Source organism: Pseudoroseomonas cervicalis ATCC 49957, from assembly GCF_000164635.1.
In the GTDB taxonomy this organism is placed as follows: domain Bacteria; phylum Pseudomonadota; class Alphaproteobacteria; order Acetobacterales; family Acetobacteraceae; genus Pseudoroseomonas; species Pseudoroseomonas cervicalis.
The window spans coordinates 110,868-112,908 of record NZ_GG770781.1 but is presented as its reverse complement, the minus strand read 5'-3'; the positions used below and the strand labels follow the sequence as shown (position 1 = coordinate 112,908).

Below are 2,041 nucleotides of genomic sequence, written 5' to 3'. Positions count from 1 at the left end.
AGCATGCCGCCGGGCTGGCCGGCGGGGGTGGCGCAATGCCATTCCACCAGCACCCGGCCGCCAGGCTGCGACAGCGCGCCATGCTTCAGCGCGTTGGTCGCCAGCTCGTGCATCGCCATGGCGAGCGGCTGCGCCGCGCTGGGCGGCAGCAGCACGGGTGGGCCCTGCAGCTCGGCGCGCGGGCCATAGGCATCGCCCTCCAGCGCGACGAAGGGCGCCAGCTCGGCGCGCAGCAGCGCGGTCAGGCTGGCGCCGCGCCAGCGATCCTCGGCCAGCAGGGTCTGCACCCGCGCCAGCGCCGCGACCCGCCCCTCCACCGCCGCGGCATAGGCCACCGGGTCGTCCTTGGGGGTCAGCCTGAGCGCCGCCTGCACCACCGCCAGGGCGTTCTTGCAGCGATGGTCCACCTCGCGCGCCAGCAGGCGCTGGCGGGCCTCGCTGGCCTGCAGCGCCGCGGTGCGCCGCGCCACGCGCCGCTCCAGGCTGGCGTTCAGCTCGTGCAGCGCCAGGCTGTGCCGGCGCACCATCAGGCCGAGGCCGAACAGCGCCGCCGCGGCCGCCAGGGCGAAGCCGCCATAGACGAGGAGCCGGCCGCGCCAGGGGGCCAGCGCCGCCTCCCAGGGCACGCCATAGACCAGCCGCGCCGGGAAGCCCTGCAACTGGCGCACCACCAGCAGCCGCTCGATGCCGTCCACCAGGGAGGTGGCGCGCACCGCCTCGCCCTCGGGCAGGCCGCCGAGGAACCGGACCACCGCCGGCGCCGAGGGGAACTGCGCCGCATCGTCCGGCAGGGGCGGGCGGCGCACCAGGATCACCCCGTCCTGCCGCGTCAGCGCCACCAGCACGTCGCGCCCCGGCACGGCCCGGTCCCAGAAGCCGGTCAGCGTGGTCTGGCGGATGCCGGCGGCGATGACGCCGAGGAAGCCGCCATCCGCCGCGTTGCGGCGCTGGCTGAACAGCAGGATCGGCGAGCCATCCACCCGGCTGCGCACCGGCTGGCCGAGATGCGGCACCGAGCCCGGGCGGCCGACATGCCAGGCGAAATACTCGCGGTCGGCGACATTGATGCCGGTGACCGGGATCGGCCGGTCGCTGTCCACCAGCGGCTCGCCCCCGGCGCCGAAGACGGTGATGCCGATGACGCCCTCGGCCTGCCGGCGCAGCGCGTTGAGGAAGTGGTGGTGCCGCTCGCGCTCCACCACGATCTCGCCGGCTTCCAGGACACCCAGCCACTGGTCGGCGGCGCCGAGCGCCAGCTTCTCGAATTGCAGCAGCTTCTCGGCATGGGCGCGCAGCGTCTCCGAGGTGCTGAGCAGGTCCTGCCGCGCCGTCGCCAGGGTCTGGCGCCGGTCATAGCCGGCCACCGCGCCGAACAGCAGCAGCGGCAGCACCAGCGAGGCGGCGAGCAGCAGGTCGATCGCGTGCGGGCGGCGCCGGCCGGCGCGGGACACCGTGCTGCACGCCCGGCACCGCTCGGTGGAACGGGGCGCGGCGGTCGTCTCTCCAGCCATGATCATCCCCCGGGGGTGGCGGCCGGCTTTTGCCAGGCCCTGCCCCTTGGCCGCGCCCGGCTTGGCGGTGCGCTGCCGGCGAGGCTAGGCGTGGCCGGCCCCGCAGGGGAAGGCAGGCGGTGCCGCAATCGGCCAGGGGTGGATCAGCGGTGGATCAGGGGCGGGTCAGGGGCGGGTCAGCCGGGCAGCCGTTCCGCCGGCAGCTCGATCTGCACCAGCAGCCCCTGGCCGCGCCGCCATTCCAGCTGCAGCTGGCCGCCGAGCTGGCCGCACAGCGTCTGCCGCACCAGGGTGGTGCCGAAGCCCTGGCGGACCGGCGCCTCCTCCAGCGCCGGGCCGCCGGATTCCGCCCAGCGCAGCCGCAGCAGGCCGGGCAGCGTCTCCCAGCCGATCTCGACCAGCCCCTGGGGCTGCGACAGCGCGCCATGCCGGGCGGCGTTGGTGGCCAGCTCGTGCAGCGCCAGCGCCAGGGCGGCGGCAGCGGCGGGGCCGATCTCCACCGCCGGGCCGGACAGCCGCACCCGCCCCTC

The 2,041-nt window shown here is 76.2% G+C and carries 2 protein-coding genes; both read right to left on the bottom strand.

Features of this window, described 5'->3' with window-relative positions:
- A partial coding sequence (locus HMPREF0731_RS23275; protein ID WP_051014787.1) for an HWE histidine kinase domain-containing protein occupies positions 1-1,451 on the bottom strand: 1,451 nt, incomplete at its 3' end.
- A 236-nt stretch (positions 1,452-1,687) separates the two neighbouring features.
- Positions 1,688-2,041: ATP-binding protein (locus tag HMPREF0731_RS15685; protein ID WP_007005149.1), on the bottom strand; the 354-nt coding region annotated here is incomplete at its 5' end.